General features: G+C 71.5%; 25 protein-coding genes. 14 read left to right on the top strand and 11 right to left on the bottom strand.

The window, feature by feature from the left end; all coding sequences use genetic code 11:
• Positions 1–11: 11 nt before the first annotated feature.
• Together NNL39_RS03970 and resB are read left to right on the top strand one after the other, a co-directional pair.
• Positions 12–746: a cytochrome c biogenesis CcdA family protein gene (locus NNL39_RS03970; protein WP_255160884.1), complete on the top strand. Its 735-nt coding sequence runs from the start codon at positions 12–14 to the stop codon at positions 744–746.
• Complete coding sequence (gene resB, locus NNL39_RS03965; RefSeq protein WP_255160401.1) at positions 724–2343, top strand: cytochrome c biogenesis protein ResB; 1620 nt, start codon at positions 724–726, stop codon at positions 2341–2343. Before NNL39_RS03970 ends, resB begins: the two co-directional genes overlap by 23 nt.
• Positions 2344–2399: 56 nt before the next feature.
• Here resB and NNL39_RS03960 read toward each other — a convergent pair whose 3' ends face one another.
• Positions 2400–3134, bottom strand: a complete 735-nt coding sequence (locus NNL39_RS03960) for a DsbA family protein (protein ID WP_255160400.1) — start codon at positions 3132–3134, stop codon at positions 2400–2402.
• Positions 3135–3228: 94 nt separating this feature from the next.
• On the opposite strand from NNL39_RS03960, the gene ccsB reads away from it, so the two are divergent.
• Positions 3229–4188 (top strand): c-type cytochrome biogenesis protein CcsB, encoded by a 960-nt coding sequence (gene ccsB / locus NNL39_RS03955; protein WP_255160399.1) that lies wholly within the window; start codon positions 3229–3231, stop codon positions 4186–4188.
• A 91-nt stretch (positions 4189–4279) separates the two neighbouring features.
• Positions 4280–4732 carry a peptidoglycan-binding domain-containing protein gene (locus NNL39_RS03950; RefSeq protein WP_255160398.1) on the top strand — a complete coding sequence of 151 codons (453 nt, stop codon included), beginning with the start codon at positions 4280–4282 and terminating at the stop codon, positions 4730–4732.
• Positions 4733–4799: 67 nt separating this feature from the next.
• Here the strand turns inward: NNL39_RS03950 and NNL39_RS03945 are convergent, their stop codons facing one another.
• Positions 4800–5399 (bottom strand): hypothetical protein, encoded by a 600-nt coding sequence (locus tag NNL39_RS03945; RefSeq protein WP_255160397.1) that lies wholly within the window; start codon positions 5397–5399, stop codon positions 4800–4802.
• 74 nt (positions 5400–5473) lie between these two features.
• Complete coding sequence (locus NNL39_RS03940) at positions 5474–6463, bottom strand: o-succinylbenzoate synthase (RefSeq protein ID WP_255160396.1); 990 nt, start codon at positions 6461–6463, stop codon at positions 5474–5476.
• A 39-nt stretch (positions 6464–6502) separates the two neighbouring features.
• On the opposite strand from NNL39_RS03940, the gene NNL39_RS03935 reads away from it, so the two are divergent.
• Positions 6503–7417: a 1,4-dihydroxy-2-naphthoyl-CoA synthase gene (locus NNL39_RS03935; protein WP_255160395.1), complete on the top strand. Its 915-nt coding sequence runs from the start codon at positions 6503–6505 to the stop codon at positions 7415–7417.
• Positions 7418–7435: 18 nt separating this feature from the next.
• Here the strand turns inward: NNL39_RS03935 and NNL39_RS03930 are convergent, their stop codons facing one another.
• Positions 7436–7843 carry a hypothetical protein gene (locus NNL39_RS03930; RefSeq protein ID WP_255160394.1) on the bottom strand — a complete coding sequence of 136 codons (408 nt, stop codon included), beginning with the start codon at positions 7841–7843 and terminating at the stop codon, positions 7436–7438.
• Between the two features lie 530 nt (positions 7844–8373).
• Positions 8374–8997: a TetR/AcrR family transcriptional regulator gene (locus tag NNL39_RS03925; protein ID WP_255160393.1), complete on the bottom strand. Its 624-nt coding sequence runs from the start codon at positions 8995–8997 to the stop codon at positions 8374–8376.
• A gap of 80 nt (positions 8998–9077) precedes the next feature.
• Between NNL39_RS03925 and NNL39_RS03920 the strand changes: the two genes are divergently transcribed.
• The 3 genes from NNL39_RS03920 to NNL39_RS03910 are packed head-to-tail and all read left to right on the top strand — an operon-like array spanning position 9078 to position 12272.
• A complete protein-coding gene (locus NNL39_RS03920; protein WP_255160392.1) occupies positions 9078–10106 on the top strand; it encodes a serine hydrolase domain-containing protein in 1029 nt (342 codons plus the stop codon).
• A gap of 38 nt (positions 10107–10144) precedes the next feature.
• Positions 10145–11284, top strand: coding sequence for an AMP-binding protein (locus NNL39_RS03915; RefSeq protein ID WP_255160391.1), 1140 nt, complete (start codon positions 10145–10147; stop codon positions 11282–11284).
• 10 nt (positions 11285–11294) lie between these two features.
• Entirely contained in the window at positions 11295–12272 is a 978-nt protein-coding gene (locus NNL39_RS03910; RefSeq protein WP_322972926.1) for a 1,4-dihydroxy-2-naphthoate polyprenyltransferase, read from the top strand.
• A gap of 9 nt (positions 12273–12281) precedes the next feature.
• Here the strand turns inward: NNL39_RS03910 and NNL39_RS03905 are convergent, their stop codons facing one another.
• The 5 genes from NNL39_RS03905 to NNL39_RS03885 form a co-directional block, all read right to left on the bottom strand.
• Positions 12282–13412, bottom strand: coding sequence for a sensor histidine kinase (locus NNL39_RS03905; protein WP_255160390.1), 1131 nt, complete (start codon positions 13410–13412; stop codon positions 12282–12284).
• Entirely contained in the window at positions 13409–14149 is a 741-nt protein-coding gene (locus tag NNL39_RS03900) for a response regulator transcription factor (RefSeq protein ID WP_255160389.1), read from the bottom strand. The genes NNL39_RS03905 and NNL39_RS03900 overlap by 4 nt, the downstream gene beginning before the upstream one ends.
• Positions 14142–14885, bottom strand: coding sequence for a cytochrome c biogenesis CcdA family protein (locus tag NNL39_RS03895; RefSeq protein ID WP_255160388.1), 744 nt, complete (start codon positions 14883–14885; stop codon positions 14142–14144). The genes NNL39_RS03900 and NNL39_RS03895 overlap by 8 nt, the downstream gene beginning before the upstream one ends.
• A gap of 9 nt (positions 14886–14894) precedes the next feature.
• Entirely contained in the window at positions 14895–15383 is a 489-nt protein-coding gene (locus tag NNL39_RS03890; protein WP_255160387.1) for a thioredoxin family protein, read from the bottom strand.
• Between the two features lie 92 nt (positions 15384–15475).
• Positions 15476–15757, bottom strand: a complete 282-nt coding sequence (locus NNL39_RS03885; RefSeq protein WP_255160386.1) for a DUF4229 domain-containing protein — start codon at positions 15755–15757, stop codon at positions 15476–15478.
• 62 nt (positions 15758–15819) lie between these two features.
• On the opposite strand from NNL39_RS03885, the gene NNL39_RS03880 reads away from it, so the two are divergent.
• The 3 genes from NNL39_RS03880 to NNL39_RS03870 are packed head-to-tail and all read left to right on the top strand — an operon-like array spanning position 15820 to position 18711.
• Entirely contained in the window at positions 15820–16173 is a 354-nt protein-coding gene (locus NNL39_RS03880) for a PLD nuclease N-terminal domain-containing protein (RefSeq protein WP_255160385.1), read from the top strand.
• Entirely contained in the window at positions 16145–17854 is a 1710-nt protein-coding gene (gene menD, locus NNL39_RS03875; RefSeq protein ID WP_255160384.1) for a 2-succinyl-5-enolpyruvyl-6-hydroxy-3-cyclohexene-1-carboxylic-acid synthase, read from the top strand. Before NNL39_RS03880 ends, menD begins: the two co-directional genes overlap by 29 nt.
• 32 nt (positions 17855–17886) lie before the next feature.
• Positions 17887–18711, top strand: coding sequence for a PPK2 family polyphosphate kinase (locus NNL39_RS03870; RefSeq protein WP_255160383.1), 825 nt, complete (start codon positions 17887–17889; stop codon positions 18709–18711).
• 71 nt (positions 18712–18782) lie between these two features.
• Here the strand turns inward: NNL39_RS03870 and NNL39_RS03865 are convergent, their stop codons facing one another.
• Entirely contained in the window at positions 18783–20030 is a 1248-nt protein-coding gene (locus NNL39_RS03865) for an isochorismate synthase (protein WP_407665162.1), read from the bottom strand.
• An 83-nt stretch (positions 20031–20113) separates the two neighbouring features.
• Here NNL39_RS03865 and NNL39_RS03860 point away from each other — a divergent pair, with 83 nt between their 5' ends.
• From NNL39_RS03860 to NNL39_RS03850, 3 genes are read left to right on the top strand one after another with little or no spacing between them, the layout of a single operon-like run.
• On the top strand, positions 20114–20824 hold the full coding sequence (locus NNL39_RS03860; protein WP_255160382.1) for a class I SAM-dependent methyltransferase: 711 nt from the start codon (positions 20114–20116) through the stop codon (positions 20822–20824).
• 34 nt (positions 20825–20858) lie between these two features.
• Complete coding sequence (locus tag NNL39_RS03855; protein WP_255160381.1) at positions 20859–21950, top strand: polyprenyl synthetase family protein; 1092 nt, start codon at positions 20859–20861, stop codon at positions 21948–21950.
• Positions 21951–22002: 52 nt separating this feature from the next.
• Positions 22003–23355 carry an FAD-dependent oxidoreductase gene (locus NNL39_RS03850; protein ID WP_255160380.1) on the top strand — a complete coding sequence of 451 codons (1353 nt, stop codon included), beginning with the start codon at positions 22003–22005 and terminating at the stop codon, positions 23353–23355.
• Position 23356 lies beyond the last annotated feature (1 nt).

The raw sequence follows: 23356 nt of genomic DNA, 5'->3' as shown, positions 1-23356 counted from the left end.
CGGCCAACCCCATCGGCGAGATCGTGCTGAGCGGCAACCTCCTGCTCGCCCTGCCGATCGCGCTCGCGGCCGGGTTCCTCGCCTTCGCCTCGCCGTGCGTCCTGCCGCTCGTGCCCGGCTACCTCGCCTACATCGGCGGCGTGACGAGCAGTGCCGAGCTCGAGCAGAAGCGCGGTCGGCTGCTGCTCGGCGTCGCGCTCTTCGTGCTCGGCTTCAGCGTCGTGTTCGTCGGCTTCTCGATCGTCTTCGCGACCGCGGGTCTGCTGCTGCTGCCGTGGATCGACCTCATCACGCGCATCGCCGGCGTCATCGTCATGCTCATGGGACTCGTCTTCATCGGGCAGGTGTCGTTTCTGCAGCGCTCGCTCGCGCCGCGCATCCAGGTCGCCACGGGACTCGGCGGTGCCCCCCTGCTCGGCATCGTGTTCGGGCTCGGCTGGGCGCCCTGCATCGGCCCCACCCTCATCGCCGTCAACGCGCTCGTGCTGAACGAGGGCGATGTCGCGCGCGCGGCGGCCATCGGTTTCGCGTACTGCCTCGGCTTGGGCATTCCGTTCCTGCTCGTCGCCCTCGGCTTCCGCTGGGTGGCGGGCGCGACCGACTGGCTCAAGCGCAACATCCGCGTCATCAACATCATCGGCGGCGCGCTGCTGATCCTCATCGGCCTCGCGATGGTGACGGGTCTCTGGCAGCAGTTCGTCTCGAGCCTCCAGGCGGTGATCGGTGGAACCGTTACGCCCCTCTGACCATCACGACAGTGACGCGCCGGCGCCCCCGTCGTCGGGCATCGCGCAGCCCAAGCTCGACGCCGGCGGCTGGCTGCGCTTCGGCTGGCGCCAGCTCACGAGCATGCGCACCGCCCTCGTGCTGCTGCTGCTGCTCGCGGTCGCCGCCATTCCCGGCTCGCTCGTTCCGCAGCGTTCGGCCGACCCGAACGGCGTCGTGCAGTTCGAAGAGAACAATCCTGACCTGTTCCCCATCCTCGACGCCCTGCAGGTCTTCGACACCTACAGCTCGGTGTGGTTCTCGGCCATCTACCTGCTGCTCTTCGTCTCGCTCATCGGCTGCGTCATCCCGCGCACGCAGCACCACTGGCGTGCCCTGCGGGCCGCGCCACCGGCCACCCCGGCGCGCCTGAACCGGCTCGTCGGGCACACCGAACGGCGTGCGCCGGTGGATGCTGCGGCCGCTCTCGAGGCCGGCGAGCGGCTGCTGCGCCGACAGGGCTACCGGGTGGCGCGCTACGGCGACTCCCTCAGCGCGGAGCGCGGGTACCTCCGCGAGACCGGCAACCTCGTGTTCCACTTCGCGCTCGTGGGCGTGCTGCTCACGGTCGGCATGGCCGGAGGCTTCGGCTACAACGGCCAGCGCGTCATCATCGAGGGCCAGACCTTCACCAACCAGCTCACGAGCTTCGACTCGTTCAACCCCGGCCGGTTCTTCGACGAGACGCGGCTCGACCCCTTCTCGGTGCGGCTCGACGAGTTCGAGCCTGTCTACGACATCGACACCACGTCAGGCGTGCCCGTGGCGATACCGCTCGACTACACCGCCTCGGTGACGGTGGTCGAGAACGGCGTCGAGCGGTCGGGTCAGATCAAGGTCAACGAACCCATTGCGATCGGCGGCACCACGAGCTACCTGCTCGGCAACGGCTTCGCCCCGTGGATCACGGTCTACGACCCCGAGGGCACTCCGGTCTTCAGTCAACCCGTGCCCTTCCTGCCGCAAGACGCGAACCTCACGAGCCTCGGCGTCGTCAAGGTTCCCGACGGCCTCGATGAGCAGGTCGGACTGCTCGGCTTCTTCTACCCCTCGGCGGTGACGCTCGAGTCGGGCGCGCTCGCGTCGATCTTTCCCGAACCCGACCAGCCCGTGCTGACCCTCAACGCGTTCACGGGCGACCTGGGCATCAACGAGGGTGTGCCGCGCAACGTCTACTCGCTCAATGTTGACGAGCTCACGCAGATCACCGGCGGCGAGACGGGCACCGAGTCGCTCGTGCTCGCGCTCGGCGACACGGCCGAACTGCCCGACGGCCTCGGCTCGGTCGAATTCTCCAGCCTGCCGCGATTCATCAGCATCGACGTGCACCACGACCCCACGCAGGCGGGGGTTCTCATCTCGTCGGTGCTCGCGTTCCTCGGACTGCTCACGAGCCTGTTCGTGCCCCGCCGTCGTCTCTGGATCGCCGTCGAGGACGAGGGTGAGGGCGCGGGCGTCCGCCTGCAGTACGCCGGGCTCGCGCGCGGCGACGACCCGGGACTCGAACGAGCGGTCACTGAGCTCGCCGACGCGCACGAAGCGGCGCTGACGGCGCAGCCGATCGAGCCCGTGCGCTAGCCGAGCCGGCGCCCCTCGAGCGCGGTTGTGCGTCGAACGCTACGGGTCGAGTCCGGCTACTGGTCGAGCTTGGCCTCGACGAGTGCGCGCAGCTCGTCGAAGGAGGCGATCGCCGCCGGCTCGCCGTCGACGAAGAAGCTCGGCGTGCCCTGCAGCCCGAGGCCGACGGCGTCGTCGCGGTCGCGGGCGATGCGCTCGAGCGTCGCCGGGTCGGCGACGACGCGGTCGTACTCGGCCAGGTCGAGGCCGAGGTCGTCGGCGAGCTGCCGGAACGTCGCGGCCTGCGAGCCCGAGGCTGGGCTCCACTGCTGCTGCGTGCTGAACAGCGCCTCGTACATCTCGACCGTGGCGCCCTGGGCTGCGGCGGCTTCGAACGCGAGCGCCGCATCCACCGCATGCGGGTGGATGCTCGTGAGCGGGAAGTTGCGCACGACGATCGCGACACGGTCGCCGTATTCGGCCTTCAGCTCGGCGATGGCGCCCGCTGCGACGGCGCAGGCCGGGCACTGGAAGTCGAGGAACTCGACCACTGTCACCTCGGGGTCGGCGGGGCTCGTGAGCGCGTGCGAGTCGGCGCGCACCACCTCGGCCGCGGCGCTCGGGTTGGGCTCAGGCAGCGCGTCATCCGCCGCCGGGGTGCCGAGCGTCGAGATGAGGATGGCGACGATCGCGGCGAGGAACGCGACGACGACGCCCACAGCGATCAGTTGCGCCGTGCGCGGTGACATCGCCTTCTTGACGGTCTTCTTCTTGGGGGCTGCGGGCGCGGTGGCAGAGGGCGTGCGAGGCATCTGATCAGTCTGGCAGGGCTGGCTTGGCGGCGGCAGGGTCGAAGGGCCCGGATCGACCTCGTTCTCAGCATCCCGCGCTTAAGCTGGAGCCCTCATGGAGAACCTCGTCGCCCTCTCGCTCGTCGCCGTCTACTCGGCCATGGGCGTGTACACCCTCGCGTTCATCCTCTTCACCTTCGACCTCGCGAAGCGCAGCGCGGCCCAGCCCGCGCCTGCCGCCGCCAGTGCCGGCTCCGCTTCGGCCCAGCAGGCGGGCGGCGTCGCCACCGCGGTGCGGACGACGACGACGGATGCTGCGCCCACGGGCGCCACCCGCTACCAGCGCGTCGCCTTCGCCCTCGCGATCCTCGGCTGGGTGCTGCACTTCGGTGCCACGGTGCTGCGCGGCGTCGCCGCCGAGCGGGTGCCGTGGGCCAACATGTTCGAGTTCGGCCTCACGGCCACGGCGATGGGCATGGGCGTCTTCCTGCTGGCGCAGTTCTGGAAGGACCTGCGGTTCCTCGGCGCCTACATCACGGGTTTCACGCTGCTCTCGCTCGGCATCGTCACCGTCAACTTCTACGTCGACGTCGTGCCGACGCCGCCGCCGCTGCAGTCGGCGTGGCTCGTCATCCACGTGCTCGTGGCCACGCTCGCCACGGCGTTCTTCGCGATCGGCGCCGGGCTCTCGATCATGCAGCTGCTGCGCACGCAGCGCGAGGTGCGCAAGGCCGAGGGCCTGCGCTTTCTCGACACCCTGCCGGGCGCGTCGACGCTCGAGTCGCTCGCGTACCGCGTCAACGTTGTCGGCTTCGTGTTCTGGACCTTCACGCTCATCGCCGGCGCTATCTGGGCCGAGCGCGCCTGGGGCCGCTACTGGGGCTGGGACACCAAGGAGGTCTGGACCTTCATCATCTGGACCCTGTTCGCCGGCTACATCCACGCTCGCGCGACGCGCGGCTGGCGGGGCGACCGCTCGGCCTGGCTCGCCATCATCGGCTTCTCGGCGGTCGTCTTCAACTACACGATCGTCAACCTCTTCTTCAAGGGCCTGCACAGCTATTCCGGGCTGTAGGGCCGTCGTTCCGCTGTGCTAGCGTGACGCCACCGTGCCCAGCGTGAGCGTGCCATCCGGCGCGCAGCGGGCCGAAACCCGAGGAGCACCGATGGCGAAGATCGACGACGACGACGCGGCGAAGCAGGCCCGCAGCGACGCGGCCCGCAAGGCCGGCATCCAGGCCCGCAATGAGAAGGCGTTCGAAGAGGCCAAGGCTGCTCGCGCCGAGAAGGCCGAGGCCGAGGAGAAGACCGAGGCCGCCGCCGAGAAGAAGGAGGCGAGCGACTCGGTCAAGCCGATCACGCCCCTCGTCATCGACGGCGAGTGGGGCAAGCGCACGACCGAGGTGCTGCAGAAGGCGCTGCGTGTCGAGATCGACGGTGTCTTCGGCCCGGCGACCACGAAGGCCCTGCAGAAGAAGCTCGGCGTGACCGCCGACGGCGTCTTCGGCCCGCAGAGCAAGAAGGCGCTGCAGAAGCACTTGGGCGTCGACGTCGACGGCGACGTGGGCCCGAAGACGGTCACGGCGCTGCAGAAGCGCCTGAACGCCGGAACCCTCTAGTCGAGCCGGTGCGGGGCGGGCGCACGCGTCCGCCCCGCACCCTCGGTAGCCCGGCCCGGGCCTCAGCTCAGCCGGCGGGGGTCAGCGCGACCGGAGTGCGGCCGCTGCCCGTGTCGAACTGCAGCACCGGAGCATCCGGATCGGAGCAGTCGAAGGGCGCTTGGTTGATCGGGTCGCTCGCGATGATCGCGCCGAGCTCGCTCGACGCGTCTTGCGTGACGCCCGCGATCGTGACGATCGTCTCGAGGCTGTTGTCGCCGACCGTCGTCGTGATGACACCCTCGGTCGCCGAGTACGAGCCGCCGATGCTGCCCGTCGTCACGCCCTGGCCCTGCACGCCGGCGATGTCGAGCAACAGCGTGAACGAGGGCGTGTAGACGTAGCTGTCGGTCGTGAAGCTCAACCCGGTGTCGCCCTCGATCGTGAGGGCGAGGCCTTCGGTCGAGCCGGACACGGCATCGTAGAAGCTCTGCATCTGGTCTTGCGTGATGCGCCAGTCGCCGACGAGACAGGCCGGGTCGGTCGGGTCGGTGGGGGCGTCGGGTTCGGCCGACTCGCCGGCGGCGTCGGGGTCGACCTCGGGGTCGGCGTCGGCGGGAGCCGAGCATCCGGCGAGCAGCAGAAGCGCCGCGGTCGAAGCGGTGAGGGCGAGCGGGGCACGGCGCATGAGGGCTCCTTCTGATCGGCGGGGGTGAGTCGAGCGTAACTCTGCGCCGGTGCCGCCGCGTGAGCAGTTTCTGACTAGCGGGCGAGCAGGGCGTGGCACCGCGTGAGGCGATCGCGCCACCAGGCGGTGCGCTCGGAGTCGGCGGCGAGGCGGCGCAGGGCATCCGGATCGGCGGTGACGCGCCCGATCGCGATCGTGCCGTCGTCGGGGCGCAGCGGCGGGGCCGCGACGTCGTCGGCGAGGAGGGCTGCCGTGCCGAGCCCGCAGTCGTAGGGCAGTTCGGGCAGACGGGCGGCGAGCTCGGCGCCCATCGCGAGCCCGATGCTCGTGTCGAGGGCGCTCGAGACCACGGCGGGCAGCCCGGCCTCGGCGACGATCGCCAGGGCGCGGTCGATGCCGCCGAGCGGCGCCGCCTTGATGACGAGCAGGTCGGCGGCGCCGGCGCGGGCCACCGCGAGCGGGTCGGCGGTCTTGCGCACGCTCTCGTCCGCCGCGACGAGCACGTCGATGCGGTGGATGCGCCGCCGCAGCTCGGCGAGCTCGGGCACCGTCGCGCACGGCTGCTCGACGTATTCGAGGTCGAACTGCTCGAGCGCGCGCACGGCGTGCTCAGCCTCGTCCACGGTCCAGGCGCCGTTCGCATCGAGCCGGATGCGCCCCGCCGGCCCCAGCAGCCGCCGCGTCTCGCGCACGCGGGCGACATCGTCGGCGAGCGTCTCACCGCGCTCGGCCACCTTGATCTTCACGGTGCGGCACTCGCCGAACAGGCTGATGGTCGCGGCGACCCGATCGAGCGGCACCGCCGGCAGCGTCGCATTGACGGGGATGCTCGCGCGCACCGCCGGCGCGCTCGAGTCGCGCCAGCCGAAGTCGAGGGCCGCGGCAAGCCACGAGCTCGCCTCCGCGTCGTCGTACTCGAGGAAGGGGCTGAACTCGCTCCATCCACTCGGGCCGTCGAGCAGCACGGCCTCGCGGCGGTCCACGCCGCGGAACCGCGTCACGAGCGGAACGCTCACCACGTGGAGGCGGGCGAGCACGTCGTCGAGCTCGGGCAGAGCATCCATGCCCCCAGTCTGTCACCGCCGCGCGCGTAGGCTGGCGGCATGGCCGAGCCGTTCGTCTCCGACACCTTCGATGCCGCGCGCTGGCGGGTCGCGCCGGGCTTCGACGACCTCACCGACCTCACGTACCACCTCGACACGTCGGGCCGCATCGCGCGCATCGCGTTCGACCGGCCGGAGGTGCGCAACGCCTTCCGCCCGCACACGGTCGACGAGCTCTACCGGGCGCTCGATGACGCGCGGCAGAACCCGAAGGTCGGCGTCGTGCTGCTGACGGGCAACGGGCCGAGCGCGAAAGACGGCGGCTGGGCGTTCTGCTCGGGCGGCGACCAGCGCATCCGCGGGCGCGGCGGCTACCAGTACGCCGAGGGGGAGACGGCCGAGACGGTCGACCCGGCTCGCGCCTCCCGCCTGCACATCCTCGAGGTGCAGCGGCTCATCCGCTTCATGCCGAAGGTCGTCATCGCCGTCGTGCCCGGCTGGGCGGCCGGCGGCGGGCACTCGCTGCACGTCGTGTGCGACCTGACGATCGCGAGCCGCGAGCACGCGCGCTTCAAGCAGACCGACGCCGATGTCGGCTCGTTCGACGCCGGCTACGGCAGCGCCTACCTCGCCAAGCAGGTCGGCCAGAAGGTGGCGCGCGAGATCTTCTTCCTCGCTCGCGAGTACGACGCGCAGCGCGCCTACGAGATGGGAACGGTCAACGCCGTCGTGCCGCACGCCGAGCTCGAGTCGACGGCGCTCGACTGGGCTGAGACGATCCTCACCAAGAGCCCCACGGCCATCCGCATGCTCAAGTACGCCATGAACCTCACCGACGACGGAATGGTCGGCCAGCAGCTCTTCGCGGGCGAGGCGACGCGGCTCGCCTACGGCACCGACGAGGCCGTCGAGGGCCGCGACTCGTTCCTCGAGAAGCGCGCGCCCGACTGGTCGCCGTTCCCCTGGCAGTACTAAACGGGGCGGCTGTGCCGCTCAGCCGACCGGCACAGCCGCGATCGAGATCAGTGACGCGGTCAGCCTGTCGACCCACTGGTCATCCAGGTCCGCCACCGAGGGCGATGGAGCGCATTCAAGAGTGATCGTCGACCCGGGCTGAGCTGTCACAACGGTGCCCAATACGGCCGTGGTGGTGGTCAGCTCGTAGTCGTAGTCCCAGTTCTCGCTGCTCGCTGCACCGGCAGTCCAGAGGTTCCACTCGATGCTCTGAGCGTCGATCACTCCGCCGCCTATCAGGGAGCACCCGAAAGCCGGAGTTGCGGGCAGGCGGGGGGTGCTGATCGTCGCCGTCGCTCCACCGCTCGCCGTCACATACACCTGGTACGGACCCGCGGCAGGGAGGGTGACCGACACCACGTCGAATCGATTGCCGCTGCTGAGCATCGTGCCCGAGAACGAGTCGCTAATACTGCGGAGGTCTTGCCCAGCGGGACCGGGCTCACCTGCCGGCCCTGCCGGCCCTGCCGGCCCTGCCGGCCCTGCCGGCCCTGCCGGACCAGCACGGCCAGGTTCTCCCGCTATTCCTTGAGGGCCTCGGGGTCCCTGGGTTCCCCTCATTCCTGTCGCACCAGCGGGTCCTGTCGCACCATCGGCACCAGGGGCGCCGGGTGCGCCTGCCGGACCTTCCGCGCCCACCGCACCGTCGGCGCCCGCAGGCCCGGGCGCTCCACCGGGCACACCAGCGACCTGCGGGATGGTGACCGTTATGCCCACCACCACGAGAGCAGCGACGAGACCGCCGGTGACGGCTGCTAATGCATGCGACAAAAAGCTGGGCACGAGCGGTCTCCTGCTGAGTCAAGTTCGTGTTGGCGGTGTCCAGAGTGTATCGAGAGGCGTCCATCGGTCGCATATTGCGGCTGAGTTGCCCCAGCCCTGCAATTCGGGCCTGATGGATGCCCGGAGCGACGAACTCAGGCCTCGAGCCCCACGCCCACGCGGCCGAGCACCCCGGCGATGAGCATCGCGCGAGCCTCAGGGTCGGGCACGAAGTCGCGCAGGATCACGGCGAGGCCGTGCGCACTCGCCTGCGCGAGCATCATGCGGCTCGCCACGCGCTGCTCGTCGACCTCGCCCGACGGCTCGAGCTCGAGAACGATGTCGCGCACGAGGTCGGCCGCGTTCGGGTCGTCGAGTCGATCGGGCGGTGTCGTCATGGGCATCGACACGAGCGAGAACAACTGCGGCTCGGCGAGGGCGAAGGCGATGTACGACTCGCCAACCTCGCGCAGGCGGTCGATCGGTGGGCGCCCGTCAGCCGAGGCGAGTCGGGCGAACATGTCGCGCGCCATGATCTCTCGTGCCCGCTGCGCGACGGCCGCGATGAGGTGGTCGCCGCTCGGAAAGTGCCGGTAGACGGCCGCCGCGCTGACGCCGCACGCTGCCGCGATGCGCCGCACGGTCACGCCCTCGAGTCCCTCGGCGCGAGCCAGGTCCTCACCGGCGTCGACGAGCGCATCGCGCAGAGCACCGTGGTGGTAGGCGGTGCGTTCTGGGCGGGAGCCCGCCGACCCCGCAGCCTTCCGATCGCCCACCATGTTGACAGTGTACACATGAGTGCGCTAGACATGACCCGCCCATGTTAACGGCGATAACACCTGAGCAGAGAGGCCGCCCGATGGCGACACGAGAGCAGCGCATCCACCGCCTGATCGAGAAGAGCGCGGCCGACCGCCGCACCGGCGAGGTGCTCTGGCGCGTCGTGAGCCCCGACGGTCTCGACGTCGTGCACGGCGATCTCGACCGGCCATTCTTCGTGGCGAGCGTCAGCAAGCTCTTCACGGTCGTGTGCCTCGCCCAGTTGCGCGACGAAGGGAAGCTCGACTGGGACGCGCCGATCGCCGGGTACCTGCCCGACCTCGACCTCACCGGCCTCGCCGTCGACAACGGGCGTGACGTCAGCGACGAGATCACCGTGCGCGAGGTCTTGGGCCACACCGCCGGGCTCGCCGACTACTTCGAAGGCCCCCGCCCCGACGGCCCCACGACGCTCAAGCGTGCTTTGCAGAGCGACTTCGGCTGGGGCGAGGCCGAGGTGGTCGAGTGGACGCGCGCGATGACGCCCGCCCGCCGAGGCCGCGGCCTCTACAGCGACACCGGGTTCCAGCTACTCGACGGCGTCGTCGAGCGCCTCGACGGGCGCGCGTTCGCCGAGTCGGTGCGCGCCCGCATCACGGCCCCCCTCGGGCTCGACCACACCTACGTGTTCACGTCCGACACCCTCGATCGCTTCGACGAGATGGCGGTGATCCGGTACGCAGACCGCGACCTGCGGCTGCCCCTGCTGCTCGCCTCGTGCGGTGGCCAGGGTGCCGTGGTCTCGACCTTGCGCGACGGGGTTGCCTTCGTGCAGGCCTTCTTCGACGGCCGCCTGTTCGACAAGAAGCTGCTCGATGAGATGCTCATCAACTGGCACCGCATCTTCTCGCCGCTCGAGTACGGCACGGGCGTCATGCGCTTTCGACTTCCCGCGGTGCTCACGGGCTTCCGCTCGTTCGAGTTCCAGGGGCATTCCGGTGCTTCCGGCGTGGTCTTCTACCGGGATGATCGCACCGGCGTCATCGTCGTCGGCACGGTCAACCAGCTGAAGCAGCGGCAGCTGCCCTACCAGCTGATGATCCGCACCGCCGCAGCCGCGGCATCCTGACCCGACCGCGCCTCAGCCGCGCGGGGTAGCGTGGGCGCGTGACCCGCCCGCTCGCCGTCGTCGACACCGCTGACCCGCTCGCCTGCCTCGCCGCGTTGCGCGACGCGCTCGATGGTGAGGGGCCCGCCGTGCTGTTCCGTGGCGGCGGGGTCAACCCCGTGCACACCGCGCCACTGACGGTCGAGAAGCGCATCGCGCTCGTCGTCGAGACGAGCGGAACGACCGGGCGGCCGAAGCGCGTGGCCCTGACCGCCGACGCTGTGCTCGCGAGCGCCGCCGCAAGCGAGGGTGCGCTCGGGGGCCCCGGCCAGTGGCTGCTCGCGCTGCCGGTGCAGTACATCGCGGGCAGCAACGTGCTGGCCCGCTCGCTCGCCGCCGGCACCACGCCGATTCCCGTGCCACCCGGACGGTTGAGCGCCGAGCGCGTGCTCGAGGCCGTCGCCGCGATGGACGACCCGGTGCGCTACACCGCTCTCGTTCCCGCGCAGCTCAGCCGGCTCGTCGACGAGGCCGAGGCCGACGATGCCCTGCGGCGCGCGCTCGCCGGGTTCGCGCGCATCCTCGTCGGGGGTCAGGCGACGCCCGCCCCGCTCATCGACCGCGCGACCGCGCTCGGCTGGCACCTCACCCGCACCTACGGCTCGAGCGAGACGTGCGGCGGAGTCGTCTACGACGGTCGCGCGATTGGGCAGACCGAGGTGCGTTGTTCCGCCGCCGGCCGCGTCGAGCTCGGCGGACCGACGCTCGCCGAGTACTACCTCGACGACCCCGAGCGCACGGCGGCGACCTTCGTCGAGCACGACGGGGCGCGCTGGTACTGCACCGACGATGCGGGCGAACTGGTCGACGGTGTGCTGCGCGTCACCGGCCGCATCGACGACACCATCGTCACGGGCGGGCTCAAGGTGCGCCTCGGCGAGGTCGAGCGCATCGTGCGCGAACAGCCAGGGCTCACCGACGCCGTCGTCGTCGCGGGCCACCACCCCGAGTGGGGTGAGGTGCCCGTGGTCGTGACGACCGCGCGCCCCGAGCTCGACGCGCTGCGCCGTGCCGTCGGTGCCGTGCTGCCTCCCGAGGCGCGCCCCGACCGCATTGTGACCGTGGATACTGTGCCCCTGCTGCCCAGCGGCAAGCCCGACCGGCTCGCCGCGGCGCGCCGCGCGAACCCGGGTCACTAAACTCGCGGTCGTGGCCACGACGAAGAAGGCGCGCGCGAAGAAGCCCGCCAGCAAGCAGACCAAGCGCATGAACCCCGCGAAGGCGACCGCCGCATCCGGCAACCCCGCCAAGGTGCGGCAGGCGACCGCGCGCGACTGGATCGCGGGCGCGCGCCTGCGCACCCTGAGCCTGGCGATCGCGCCCGTCGCACTCGGAACCGCCGTCGCCTACTACACGCTCGGCTACAACCTGGCGCTCGCCCTGCTGTGCCTCGGGGTCGCCGTCTTCCTGCAGATCGGCGTCAACTTCGCCAACGACTACTCCGACGGGGTGCGCGGCACCGACGCCCACCGCGTCGGTCCGAGCCGCCTGACGGGCTCGGGCGCCGCTCGCCCGCGCACCGTGCTGACGGTCGCGCTCGTGTTCTTCGCGCTCGGCGCGGCCGCGGGGCTCGCGATCGTCGTGCTCACCGGCCTCTGGTGGTTGCTCGCCATCGGGGCCGTCGCGCTCGTCGCGGCCTGGTTCTACACGGGCGGGAAGCTGCCCTACGGCTACCTCGGCCTCGGCGAGCTCGTGGCCTTCCTCTTCTTCGGGCTCGTCGCCACGGTCGGCACGACCTACGTGCAGATCGAGCAGGTGCCGCTCGACGCCGTGCTCGCCGGCTGCATGGCGGGCTGCTTCGCGGCGGCGATCATGCTCGTCAACAACATCCGCGATCGCGAGCAGGATGCCCGGGTCGGCAAGAAGACGCTGGCCGTGCGCATCGGCGACCTCCCGGCCCGCATCCTCTTCGTCGTGCTGCTCGCCGGCGCCTACGGCGTGCTCGTGCCCTTCGCCCTGCTCTTCTCGTGGGCTCCGGCGGTGTACTTCACGCTGCTCATCACGGCCCCCGTCGCGCTCATCGTGCTGCTCGCGAAGACGCCGGGCGAGCTCGTGCTCGCGCTCAAGCTCACCTCGCTCGGGGCGCTGCTGACGGGCCTCGGGCTCGCCGCCGCGATCGCCTTCTAGGCGACGGTCCTACCCCAGCGGAACGCGCAGCCGCACCTCGGCGCCGGACGCCTCGGTCGAGGCATGGGCGGTGGCGGTGCCGCCGTGCGCCTCGATGATGGCGCGCGTGATCGCGAGGCCGAGCCCGGCGCCGCCCGCGAGGCCCACTCGGGGTGCTGTGCGCGCGCTCGTGCCGCGCCACCCCGCCTCGAACACGTGCGGCACGTCGCCGGGCTCGAAGCCCGGGCCCTCGTCGCGCACCGCGACGATCGCTGCGTGCGCGTCGGCCATGACGGCGACCGTCACGGTGCCACCGGCGGGCGAGTGCTCGATCGCGTTGATGAGCACGTTGACGAGGGCACGGCTGAACTGACGGGCGTCGAGCGGCGCGACCGTTCCGCTCGCCGCCGAGAACCGCAGCACGACATCGTGCGCGCGAGCGAGCTCGCCGTACTCGGCCACGACGTCGCTGGCGAGATCGGTGAGCGAGACGGTCTCGGTCGTGAGCGCGAGGGCGCCCGCGTCGATGCGGGAGAGCTCGAAGAGGTCGCCGACGAGCGACTGCAGGCGAGCGGCATGCGCCCCCAGCTGGTGGGCATGCCGCTCGGGCTCGGCCGAGAGCCCGTCTTCGAGCAGCTCGGCGATCGCCTGGATGCTCGCGACGGGAGCGAGCAGGTCGTGGGCGATACGGGTCACCAGCTCGCGCCGCGACTGCTCCGACCGCAGTGCGTCGTCGCGCGCGGCGAGCAGGCGCTCGCTCGAGGTCACGAGGTCGCCCTGCACGTCGTCGAGCTCGGCCGTGCAGCGGTCGGCGGGCTCGACGGCCTCGCCGGCGCCGAGGCGGCGGGCATCGCGGCCGAGGGCCCGGGCATCCCGCGAGAGCGCGCTCGCGAGCACGACCGAGACGCCGATCGCGACGATGCCGCTCGCGGCGGTGACGGTGAGCGCCACGGCCGTGTCGGACTCGCTGATGTACATGGCGTTGGCGGTGAGGGCGATGCCGCCCGCGACCGCGAGCACGGCGGCTGCGACGATGACGACGACGTGCACGATGATCGGAGCCCGGCGGGCCAGCCGCAGCGTCACCGCGGCGGCGATACCCGTGACGGCCGCGGCCGCGGCCGCGGTGCCGACGATCTGCAGATAGTCCAGAGCGGTCATCGGGGTGCCTCCGACGACAGCAGGGCATCGGCCTCGAGCCGGTAGCCGGCGCCCCACACAGTGACGATGATCTCGGGGGCGCTCGGGTCGGCCTCGATCTTCTCGCGCAGCCGCCGCACGTGCACGGTGATCGTCGAGACGTCGCCGATCGTCCATCCCCACACGTCGGCGAGCAGCTGCTCGCGTGAGACGGTGCGCCCCGGGCGGCGGGCGAGGTAGGCGAGCAGGTCGTGCTCGCGCACCGTCAAGGTCAGCGGCTCACCGTCGAGCGAGATCTCACGTCGCTCGGCATCGATCCGCAGCCGGCCCAGCACCACGTCGCCCGCGGGCGCTTCAGTCGGATTCGTGCGCCGCAGCAGCGCTTCGACACGCAGCACGAGCTCGCGCGGCGAGAACGGTTTGCCGAGGTAGTCGTCGGCCCCCGCCTCGAGGCCCTCGATGCGGTGCTCGGGCTCACCGAGGGCCGTCAGCATGATGATGGGAACGGCCGAGGCCGCTCGCAGTCGCCGGGCAACGGTGAGGCCATCGACGCCCGGAATCATCCTGTCGAGCACGACCAGATCGGGCAGCCGCGAAGCCGCGAGCTCGAGGGCCGTCACGGAGTCGGCGGCCGTGTCGACGGTGCCGCCCGCGGCCGTGAGGTAGGTGGCGGCGATCTCGAGCAGCGTCGGGTCATCGTCGACGACGAGCACGCGGCGCCCGTCGAGCGGCCGATCGGTGCGCGCCGGCTCAGCCACCCTGCAGCACGCCCTCGAGGTCGGCGATGGGGTCGTACCAGCCCAGGTCGAGGATGAGCGTCTGCAGCGCCTTGTCCGCGCCGATGATGACGACAATGCCCACGATGAGGAACAGCACGCCCATCGAGCGCCGGAACCAGCCGCGCGGGTCGGCGAGCCACCCGAGCCGGCGCGCCGCCGAGCGCCCGGCGAGGGCGATGAGCAACAGGGGCACGGCGAGCCCGATCGCGTAGAGCGTCACGTACAGCAGCCCCTCGGCGAACGACACCGGCAGCACGGTTGCGACGATGAGCGCGTAGGTCGGGCTGCAGCTGCTGAACACCGGGCCGAGGGCCGCCCCGGTGAGGATGTCGCCGCCCACCGACTGCCGCTGCACCGATGCGTCGAGCGCGCGATTGCTGCGGTCGCCGAGACCGAGCCGCGTCGACACGCGCTCCCACAGGCTCGGGAACAGCAGATTGATGCCGAGCAGGATGACGATGACGCCCGAGATCACCTGCCACACCTGCGTCGGAATGCCGAGCAGCGCCGTCGTCGCCTTGAGCAGCAGTGTGAACACGATGACGCTGACGGCGAGGGATGCCGCGATCACGAACGGACGCCAGCGCGCGCGGCGCGCATCCGCGTCGTCCGCGACGATCGCGCCGCCGACGATCACGGGCAGCAGCGGCAGCACGCACGGTGCCGCGACGGTCAGCACGCCCGCGAGCAGGCTGACGACGACCAGTCCTTCCACGGCCCGGCCCTACGGAGCCGCGGCGATGAGGGCGTCGAGCGTCGTGTCGTCGTAGAGCACGCCCTTCGTCAGCAGCTCGCCCTCATCATCGACGTACACGATCGTCGTCTGCAGCGTCACGCCGTAGCGCTGCTTCAGGTCGTTGGCCGTGTCGAAGTCGACCTTGAAGATCGTCATCCCGTCGGGAATCGCGTTCGCTTCGATGTCCTCATCGAGGGCGCGGCACTTCGGGCACCACGAGGCGTGGAAGAACAGCACCTTGAGGCCCGGCGTCTCGGCGATCGCGCCGTCGTAGTAGTCGAGGTACTCGCCCGGTGCGGCGACCGGCTCGGCCTCGGCGTCGTCGACGGCCTCGGAGGGTGCGGGTTCGCTCGGTTCGGCAGCGGGCGCGGTGGCGACGGGCGCAGCGACGTCGAGCGGTGCGCTGGTCGAGCATCCCCCGAGCCCGATCATCAGCGCGATGGCCGCCCCCGCGGCGATCGTGGTCCTCGTCGTCATTGCGTCACTCCTCTCGCGACCGCGCCCGCGGCCGTGATCCGACTGTAGGCCGACAGGACGGCGGTGCGCAGGGGGAGGGCCTTACGAGGTGCTTACGGCCGAGCCGCGTCCTCGGCGGCGTCGTCGGCACGCTCGTCGGCGGCCGCATCCTCGGCCTCGGCATCTGGGTCGGCGGCGGGGCGCTCGCGGCGGGCCGCGAGGTCGAGGGCCACGGCATCCCGCAGCGAGGAGAAGAAGATGTACGAGACCGTCATCGCGATGATCGTGGCGATGATGGCCGCCCACCACCAGTCGAGGCTCACGGCCATGAGCAGCCCGAAGCTCACGCCGAACAGGCCGAGACGCACGAGGGAGTACTGAATCCAGGGGCTCACGACTCCCAGTGTACGAGCGCCCTCTCGGTGCCTGCTCAGAGGGCGCGGCGTAGACTCGGGCCATGACTCGCGTGATCATCGTCCTCATCGTGGTGGCGGTCGCGTTCACGATCTACACGCTCGTCGACGTGCTGCTCACCGAGCGTGCGCGGGTGCGCGCGTTCCCCAAGCCGCTCTGGGCCGTCGTCGTCGTGCTGCTGCCCGTCATCGGCGGCGTGCTCTGGCTCGTCGTCGGCAAGGCGCGCCGCACCGGACCGGGCGCCCGCCCGATCGCGCCCGACGACGACCCCGCCTTCCTGCGCACCCTCTCGAGCGAGGAGATCGCCAAGCGGGCCGAGCAAGACGAACGGCTGCGGCAGCTCGAGCAAGAGCTCGCCGACCTCGACGATGACACCCCCGCCGACCCCGAGCGCTGAGCCGACGGCCTCGCCCTCGGGCGCCGCGGCCGCGGCACTGCTCGACGGCCTCGTGTGTGCCGGCGTCACCGACGTCGTCCTGAGCCCCGGCTCGCGCTCGCAGGGGCTCGCGCTCGCCGCCGCTGCTCTCGCCCGCGCGGGGCACCTCGCGCTGCACGTGCGCATCGACGAGCGGGTCGCCGGCTTCACGGCGCTCGGCCTCGCGGTCGAGAGCGGGCGTCCGGTCGCGATCGTCTGCACCTCGGGCACGGCCGTCGCCAACCTCCACCCCGCCGTGCTCGAAGCGCACCACGCGGGCGTGCCGCTCATCGTGCTCACCGCCGATCGACCCGCCGAGCTGCGCGGCATCGGCGCCAACCAGACGACCGTGCAGCCGGGCATCTTCGGAGAGATCGTTCGCGCCGACTGGGATGTCGCGGCTCCCGTCGGCGCCGCCGGCGAGCTCGACGACGCTCGCGAACTCGCGGCCCTCGCCGTGCACGCGAGCGCCGAAGGCCCCGTGCACCTCAACCTCGCCTACCGCGAGCCGCTCAGCGGGCCGATCGAGATCGACCCCGCACTCGTGCCCGGCGAGCCCCCGGTGCGCCCGCTCAGCGCGGAGGTCGTGATCGACCTGCACCCCGACGACGCGACCGTCGTCATCGCCGGCCACAACGCCGGCCCTCGTGCCGAGCAGCTCGCGGTCGCCCTCGGCGCCCCGCTCATCGCCGAAGTGTCGAGCGGGGCACGCTTCGGGCGGCACGCGGTCGTCGCCTACCGCGACGTGCTGCGCGGACCGCACGGCGACGCCGTCGGTCGCGCGATCGTGCTCGGCCACCCCACGCTCAGCCGCCAGGTGCCGCAGCTGCTCGAGCGCGCCGATGTCGACGTCATCGTCGTGCGCACGCCCGGCGTCGAGGACTACAACCCCGGCCGCCGCGCGCGCATCGTCGACGATGTGCGCGTGCTCGGCGCGCCCGACCCCGCCGTCGTGCGGCGCTGGGTTGGCGGCTGGGTCAGCATGTCGCGCGCCGTGCTCGAGTCGCAGGCGCCCGACGACCCGGCCCCCGACCTGTCGCTCGCGGTCTCCGACGACCGGGGTGTGCGCGCCGCGTTCGCGAAAGCCGAGCTCGCGGTGCTGCGTGCGCCTGTCGATCGTCGGATGCTCGCGCGGGCTCTGTGGGCATCCACGTGGCCCCACGACCGTCTGGTGCTCGCGGCCTCCCGTCTCATCCGGGTGGCGGACGCCCTGGTGCCCGGCAAGGCGATCCGCGTGCACGCCAACCGCGGACTCGCGGGCATCGACGGCACGGTGTCGACGGCGACGGGCATCGCCCTCGCGGCCGCCCGTGGCGAGCGATCGGGCACGACGCGCGTGCTCTCGGGCGACCTGGCCCTGCTGCACGATGCGGGCGCCCTGCTCGTGCCCCTGCCCGACGACCTGCGCCTGCACGTCTTCGTCGGCAACGATGGCGGCGGCACGATCTTCGACGACCTCGAGGTCGCGGCCACCGCGCATCCCGATGACTTCGCCACGGTCATGCGCACGCCGCACCGCGCGGACCTCGCGGCGCTCGCCGCCGCCGGGGGCTGGGCCTACCGGCGGGTCACCACGCGCGCCGAGCTCGACGACGCGCTCACCGCGCCCGAGCCGCTGCTGCTTGTCGAGGTGCCGCTCGTTGAGGTGCCGCTCGAGTCGTAGGCATCCGCGCGGCGCACGGGTAGCATCCGGCCATGGACGAACTGCTGCGCGCCCGGGCCGGATTCCGCCTCGACACCATCGACTGCTCGACGACACCGGGCATCGCCGCCGACAAGAAGCGCGCCTCGCAGCTGCTCGCCGAGGGCGCCGAGCACCTCTCCGACCTGCAGGAGCGGCTGTTCGCCGCGAGCCGCGGCGGCGACACGCGGCGCGTGCTGCTCGTGCTGCAGGCCATGGACACCGCCGGGAAGGGCGGCATCGTCCGCCACGTCGTCGGCGCGGTCGACCCGCAGGGCGTGCAGCTCGCCGCGTTCAAGAAGCCCACCGACGAGGAGCTCGCCCACCACTTCCTGTGGCGCATCGAGAAGCGCCTGCCTGAGGTCGGCATGATCGGCGTCTTCGACCGTTCGCACTACGAAGACGTGCTCATCGGGCGCGTGCGCTCCCTCGCCCCCGCCGACGAGATCGAGCGGCGCTACGGCGAGATCGTCGATTTCGAGCGGCGGCTCGCCGACGACGGCGTCTCGATCGTGAAGGTCATGCTGCACATCAGCAGCGATGAGCAGAAGGCCCGACTGCAGGAGCGCCTCGAGCGCCCCGACAAGCACTGGAAGTACAACCCCGGCGACGTCGACGAGCGGATGCTGTGGGACGACTACCAGCGCGCCTACCAGGTCGCGATCGAGCGCACCGACGCCGACCACGCGCCCTGGTTCGTCGTGCCCGCGAACCACAAGTGGTACGCGCGCCTGGCGGTGCAGTCGCTGCTCATCACGGCGCTCGAACGCATCGACCCGCAGTGGCCCGTGGCCGACTTCGACGTCGAGGTCGAGAAGGGGCGGCTCGCCGCGACGTAGCGAGGAGGTCGGCCTGCTGCGCGGCCGGTGAACGCCCCGGTGTCTATTCGACGCCCTCCAACAGAGGGCGTCTACCGGAGGGCGTCCGCGATCGGCCGGAACTTCATGCGCGTCTCGGCGAGCTCGGAGTCGGGATCGCTGTCGGCGACGATGCCCGCGCCGGCGTAGGCCGTCAGCAGCCCGTCGTCGTCGATGCGCGCGCAGCGCAGCGCGATGACCCACTCGCCGTCGCCGTCCTGGTCGATCCAGCCCACGGGCCCGGCATAGCGGCCGCGGTCGAAGGGCTCGAGTTCGGCGATGAGCGCGAGCGCCGCATCCGTCGGCGACCCGGCGACCGCGGCGGTGGGGTGCAGCGCCGCGACGAGATCGAGGGCGCTCGACGACTCGCCGAGCTGCATCTCGACATCGGTCGCGAGGTGCCACAGGTTGGGCAGCTTGAGCGTGAACGGCAGGTCGCTCGCTGTCACAGCGCGCACGTGGGGGCGCAGCGCGTCGAGCACGCTGTGCACCGCGAAGGCGTGCTCGTCGAGGTCTTTCGTGCTCGTGGCGAGCTGGGCCGCCGCGGCGGCATCGTCGGCGGCGCTCGCGCCCCGGGCCGTGCTGCCCGCGAGCACGCGCGCGCTCGCCTCGCCGCCGTGCACGCTCACGAGGGTCTCGGGGCTCGCGCCGATGTGCCCGTCGACGGCGAAGGTGAGGCAGTCGGGGTAGCGGTCGGCGAGTTCGTGCAGCAGCGCGCGGCGGTCGGCATCGGGCGGGATGCTCGCCGTCGCATCGCGCGCGATGACGACCTTCTCGATCCGCCCGGCGCGAATGGCATCGACGGCGCGACCGACGACCGCTGTGAACTCCTCGCGGCTCAGCGAGGCCGCGGCGAGGGTCGCCCGCGGGCGCTCGCCGATCGGCTGCGGATCGGGCAGCTCGACAGCCCCGACCTCCCCGCCCTGCCGGGTGATGCGCGTGACCCAGCTCACGCCGTCGTGGCGGCCGATGATGAGCTCGGGCACGACGAGCACGCTCGGCGCGCTCGAGCCGTCGGCGAAGGCGAAGGCGCCCATCGCGACGAGGCCGGTGCCGGGCCGGTGAACAGGGTCGACCACCTCGGCGGCACTGGCGATCGCGCGCCACGCGGCCGCCGCATCCCGCACCCGATCGGGGCCGCTGAACGTCAGCCGCACGACCTCGCCGATGCCGACGATGCCGTCGCCGCGGCGCAGCGCGACGAGCGGGTGCCGGGCGTCGGCGCGCGAGAGCAGGTCGTCGTGGTCGTCGACCCGCTCGGTCACCGCGCGCAGGGCCAGCCCGGTCGCGGCAGAGGGGATCACCCGCTCAGGCTACTCCGCACCCGACGCTCCCCCAGGCGCCTCACGGCGAACACCCTGTGGCCGCTCACTAGACTCGGGGGGTGACGAGAGCAGATCTGTCGAAGACACCGCGCGAGGTCGCGGCGATGTTCGATGGCGTCGCGCGAGGCTATGACCGCACGAATGCCGTGCTCTCGGTCGGCAACGCCGCGCTGTGGCGCATCGCGACCGTGCGCGCGGTCGACCCCCAGCCCGGCGAGCGCATCCTCGACATCGCGGCCGGCACGGGCACGAGCTCGGTCGCCCTCGCCAAGAGCGGCGCCGAGGTCATCGCCCTCGACTTCTCGCAGGGCATGGTCGACGAGGGCCGCCGCCGCAACCCCGGGCTGCAGTTCGTGCAGGGCGACGCCGAGAAGCTTCCGTTCGGCGACGCCGAGTTCGATGCCGTCACGATCAGCTTCGGACTGCGCAACGTGCAGCACCCGCAGGTCGCGCTCGCCGAGATGCACCGCGTGCTCAAGCCCGGCGGCCGCGTCGTGATCTGCGAGTTCTCGCGCCCGCCGCTCGGCGTGCTGCGCGCGGGCTACCACGCCTACCTGCGCCACGTCATGCCGCTCATCGCGGGGGCCGCGAGCTCGAACCCCGAGGCCTACCGCTACCTGTTCGAGTCGATCCGCGATTGGCCCGATCAGACCGTGCTGAGCCAGTGGCTGCGAGCGGCGCGCTTCACCCGCGTGGGCTACCGCAATCTCTCGTGGGGCGTCGTCGCCCTGCACCGCGGTCGCAAGCCCGCCGGTGCCTCCGCGCAGTAAGCCGCCCCGACCGCCTCGACAGATCGGCAGACCGTTGACCCGCCTCCCTCCGCTGGCTCGTCGCAGCAAGACACTGAGCGCGTCGCTCGGGCTCGGCGAGAAGCTGTTCGCCTCGAGCGAGGAGCGCCGGTTCGCCGACGCGATCGAAACCGGCCTCGTCGAGGTCGAGGAGGGCCTGCTGCGCGAGGTCGCCTTCGCCGACGACATGGCCGACGTCACCTCGCGCTATCTGCTCGAGGCCGGCGGCAAGCGCATCCGCCCCGTGCTCACGCTGCTCACCGCCCAGCTCGGCGAGGGCAACAACGCCTCGGTCATCACGGCCGCGCAGGCCGTCGAGATCACGCACCTCGCCTCGCTCTACCACGACGACGTCATGGACGAGGCCGAGATGCGCCGCGGGGTCCCTTCCGCGCAGAACGTGTGGGGCAATTCGGTCGCGATCCTCACGGGCGACCTGCTCTTCGCGCGTGCGAGCAAGCTCGTGGCGGGCCTCGGTGAGGGCGCCATCAAGCTGCAGGCCGACACCTTCGAGCGACTGTGCCTCGGCCAGTTGCACGAGACCATCGGTCCGCGCCCCGGTGACGATCCGATCGAGCACTACCTGCAGGTGCTCGCCGACAAGACGGGCTCGCTCATCGCGGCGGCCGCGCAGATGGGCGTGATCTTCTCGAACGCGCCCGAGCAGTACGCGGCTCCGGTCGTCGCCTTCGGCGAGAAGATCGGCGTCGCCTTCCAGCTCATCGACGACGTCATCGACCTCGCCGAGCCCGAGGAGGAGACCGGCAAGGCGCAGGGCACCGATCTGCGCAGCGGCGTTGCCACGCTGCCGCTGCTCTTCCTGCGCCGCGCCGCGCACACCGACCCCGAGGCCGCCGCGCTGCTCGCCCGCATCGAGCGCACGGTCGAGGCCGAGGTGGGTCACGGCTCGACCGCGATCGACGCCGTCGACGAGGAGCTCGCGGCCGCGATCGCTGAGCTGCGTGCCCACGCGGTCACCGCCGAGACCCTCGACGAGGCTCGGCGCTGGGCCGACGAGGCCGTCGCCGCGCTCGCGCCCCTGCCGGAGGGTCCCGTCAAGCTGGCCCTGACCAAGTTCGCCGAAGCGGTCGTCGAGCGCAGCACCTAAGGGCGCTCGGCCCGCTGACACCACCACCCCGCACAGAAGGAACCGCACGCGCATGACCAAGCTCAGGCTCGCCATCGTCGGAGCAGGCCCGGCCGGTATCTACGCCGCCGACATCCTGCTCAAGCACGAGCGCTCGTTCGACGTCTCGATCGATCTCTTCGAGCAGCTGCCCGCCCCCTACGGCCTCGTGCGCTACGGCGTCGCACCCGACCACCCGCGCATCAAGGGCATCATCAACGCTCTGCGCGAGGTTCTCGACTCGGGCGATATCCGCATCTTCGGCAACGTGCACTATGGCACCGACATCACGCTCGACGACCTGCGCCGCCACTACCACGCGGTCATCTTCTCGACGGGGGCGATTCGGGATGCCGCTCTCGACATCCCCGGAATCGACGCGCTCGGCAGCTACGGCGCGGCCGATTTCGTCAGTTGGTACGACGGTCACCCCGACGTGCCCCGCGAGTGGCCGCTCGAGGCCTCGTCGGTCGCCGTCATCGGCAACGGCAACGTGGCGCTCGATGTCGCCCGCGTGCTCGCGAAGCACCCGGAAGACCTGCTGCCGACCGAGATTCCCGACAACGTGTATCAGGGCCTGGTCGCTTCGCCCGTCACCGACGTGCACGTCTTCGGGCGCCGCGGCCCCATGCAGGTGAAGTTCACGCCGCTCGAGCTGCGCGAGCTCGGCGAGCTGCGCGACGTCGACATGATCGTGCACGAGGAGGACTTCGACTACGACGAGGCCTCGCGCCGCGCGATCGAGACCAATAAGCAGATCACCGTCATCGACCGCATCTTCACGCAGTGGCGCGCGCGTGAGACGGGCACCGCCTCCCGCCGCTTGCACCTGCACTTCTACGCCAAGCCCCTCGAGGTGCTGACGGATGCCGAGGGCCGCGTCGCGGGGTTCCGCTACGAGCGCACGCGGCCCGATGGCCACGGCGGCGTCGAGGGCACGGGCGAGATCCGCGAGGTCGCGGTGCAGTCGGTCTACCGCGCGGTCGGCTACTTCGGGTCGCCGCTCGACGGCATCCCGTTTGACGAGCGTCACGGCGTCATCCCGAACCACGAGGGCCAGGTGCTCGGCGACGACAACCAGAAGGTACCGGGCGTCTACGCGACCGGGTGGATCAAGCGCGGGCCGGTCGGCCTCATCGGCCACACCAAGAGCGACGCGATGGAGACCATCCAGCACCTCGTCACCGACCAGGCGTCGTGGTGGAACCCGAGCGACCCCGACGAGCAGTCGGTCGTCGATCTGCTCGACGGCCGCGGCGTGCTCTACACGAACCTCGACGGCTGGCACCGCCTCGATGCGCACGAGCAGGCGCTCGGTGCGCCGCAGGGCCGCGAGCGCGTCAAGGTCGTGCCGCGCGACGAGATGATCCGCATCTCGCGCGACTGAG

Source organism: Microcella humidisoli (assembly GCF_024362325.1).
GTDB classification, from domain to species: Bacteria; Actinomycetota; Actinomycetes; order Actinomycetales; family Microbacteriaceae; genus Microcella; species Microcella humidisoli.
This window is presented reverse-complemented; position numbering and strand designations above follow the sequence as displayed.